This is a genomic window from Ruegeria sp. BF12, from assembly GCF_056538705.1.
In genome coordinates this window covers 1-2,598 of record NZ_JBQFTP010000040.1, presented here as the reverse complement: position 1 = coordinate 2,598, position 2,598 = coordinate 1, and the positions used below count along the sequence as shown (strand labels likewise).

At 60.7% G+C, this 2,598-nt stretch carries 2 protein-coding genes; both read right to left on the bottom strand.

Annotated features, from left to right (window positions below):
* Positions 1 to 1,241, bottom strand: a 1,241-nt coding sequence (fahA, locus tag ACR0J0_RS23525) for a fumarylacetoacetase (protein WP_480666412.1), incomplete at its 3' end; no start/stop codon positions are given.
* Positions 1,242 to 1,307: 66 nt separating this feature from the next.
* A partial coding sequence (gene hmgA / locus ACR0J0_RS23520) for a homogentisate 1,2-dioxygenase (RefSeq protein WP_480666411.1) occupies positions 1,308 to 2,598 on the bottom strand: 1,291 nt, incomplete at its 5' end.

The following is a 2,598-nucleotide window of genomic DNA, read 5'->3' as shown; positions in this document are numbered from 1 at the left end:
TTTTCGATCGGTGGTTGGACGGTTCCGATGCAGTCGCCGAAGCCGATGGTATAGCCGTCTCCCTTTGCGCTGCCGCGCAGTGTCAGCGTGTCGCCGTCTTCGATGAAGCTGCGGGTCTCGCCGGTGTCCAATGTCAGTGGTTCCTTGCCACCCCAGCTGAGTTCCAGCAAGGAGCCGCGCTCGGGCTTGGTCGGTCCGGAGATGGTGCCCGATCCCAGCAGATCGCCGGTGTTCATCGGGCAGCCGGATGTGGTGTGATGCGCCAGTTGCTGTGCCGCCGAATAGTACATCTCTTTGTAATTCGTTCGCGCGATTGTTGTCGGGTCCTTGCTTTGAGGGGCGAGCGTGACCGAAAGGTCGACGTCGTACAGCATCGGGCCAACGTCTTTGAGATGATCCAGCAACTCGAACTCCCGCTCGGGCGTATCGCAGCGGAAGGGTTCCAGCGCCGCTTTGGTCACGATCCACGGGCTGATCGAAGTTGCGGTGGCTTTGGCCTGAAACGGCCCCAGCGGCTGGTATTCCCAGGCCTGAATGTCGCGTGCGGACCAGTCGTTCAGCAGGACGTAGCCAAAGATGTTGTCGTCCGCCTCCTGCACCGAAATCGGTCCATCCGAAGGTGTGCCGACGATGGCGCCCATCTCAAGCTCGATATCGAACCGTTGCGACGGAGCGAAACGGGGCAGGGTATCGTTCGGCCCTTTCAACTGCCCCCACGGGCGGCGGATGTCCGTTCCCGAGATCACAACTGACGAAGCGCGGCCGTTATAGCCGATCGGGATATGCAGCCAGTTCGGCGGCAACGCGTTTTCCGGCCCGCGGAACATGGTGCCGACGTTCTGGGCGTGATGGCGCCCGGCGTAGAAATCGGTGTATTCGCTGACGGCAAAGGGCATGTGCATTTCTGCGTCGCTCTGGGCAACCAGCAACGGTTCGACCTGTGCCCGTTCCTCGGCCCCCTCAGCCAACAGCGTGGTCAGACGGTTGCGCAGCGCGGCCCAGACAGCGGGACCTTCTTCCATCAGGGGGTTCCAGAAGGGCAGGTCGAACAGCGGCTCATCCGCCAGTTCGATCACTCCCTCGGCCTCGGCGGTGGTCACGTCCAGGATCATGTCACCGATCGCAACGCCGCAGCGGGGATCGGTTCCGTCGGTCGAGAAGACGCCATAAGGCAGGTTGTTCAGGGGGAACGGGTGATCGGCGTCATTGGCCGAGGCCACCCAGGATCTCATCAAAGGCATATCGTCTCCAGACCTTTGTCTCAGGCCCGGGCGTTTCGATAGGAAATCCCGGGTCGCTTTGTTTCATCACTTCTTGCCAGGCGTTCCGTCGAACTTCTTTTCGATATCCGTCCAGCAATCGATGTAATCGTCCTGCAGCGGGGCTTCGTTGGCCGCGAATGCTGTCAGGTGTTGAGGGAAGCGGGTTTCGAACATGAAGGACATGGTGTTGTCCAGCTTGTCCGGCCCAAGGTTCGCATTTGACGCTTTTTCAAAGGCTTCCTTGTCCGGCCCGTGCGGCAGCATCATGTTGTGCAGGCTCATGCCACCCGGAACGAAGCCCTGAGGTTTGGCGTCATATTGGCCATAAATGTTGCCCATCAGCTCGGACATGATGTTCTTGTGGTACCAGGGCGGGCGGAATGTGTCTTCCATCACCATCCAGCGTTCGCGGAACAAAACGAAGTCGATATTGGCAGTGCCCGGGTGGCCCGAGGGCGCGGTGAGCACGGTAAAGATAGACGGATCGGGGTGGTCGAACAGGATCGCGCCAACCGGGCAGTAGGTGCGCAGGTCATATTTGTAGGGCGCATAGTTTCCGTGCCAGGCCACAACGTCCAGCGGGCTTTGGCCGATCTTCGTGGTATGGAACTGCCCGCACCATTTGACGGTCACGGTCGAGGGCACCTCGCGATCCTCGAATGCGGCCACGGGAGCCTTGAAGTCACGCGGGTTGGCCATGCAGTTCGCGCCGATGGGGCCGCGGCCCGGCAGTTCGAACTTCTGGCCGTAATTCTCGCAAACAAAACCCCGGCAAGGGCCTTCCAGCACTTCGACACGGTAGACCAGGCCGCGCGGGATGATGGCGATCTCTTTGGGCTCAAGGTCAATGATCCCCAACTCGGTCGCAAAACGCAGGCGGCCTTCCTGCGGAACCACCAGCAGCTCGGAATCGGCCGAGAAGAAATAGTCATCCACCATGGATTCCGTGACCAGATAGATATGGCTGGCCATGCCGACCTGCGTGTTCACGTCGCCTGCGGTGGTCATCGTGCGCATACCGGTCAGCCAGGTCAGGCCCTCATCGGAATGGGGAACCGCGTCCCAGCGGTACTGGCCAAGGCTGATCACATCAGGATCAACGCAAGGGGCGGATTTCCAGTGGGGCAGGTCGATCTTTTCGTAGCGGTGCGAATGCTTGACCGACGGGCGGATGCGATAACACCACGTCCGTTCCGGCGGGTTCGCGGTAAAGGCCGTGCCGCTCAGCTGTTCGCCATAAAGACCGTAATTGCACCGCTGCGGGCTGTTCATCCCCCGCGGCAACGCACCCGGCAATGCCTCGGTCTCAAAATCGTTCCCAAAGCCGGGCATGTAA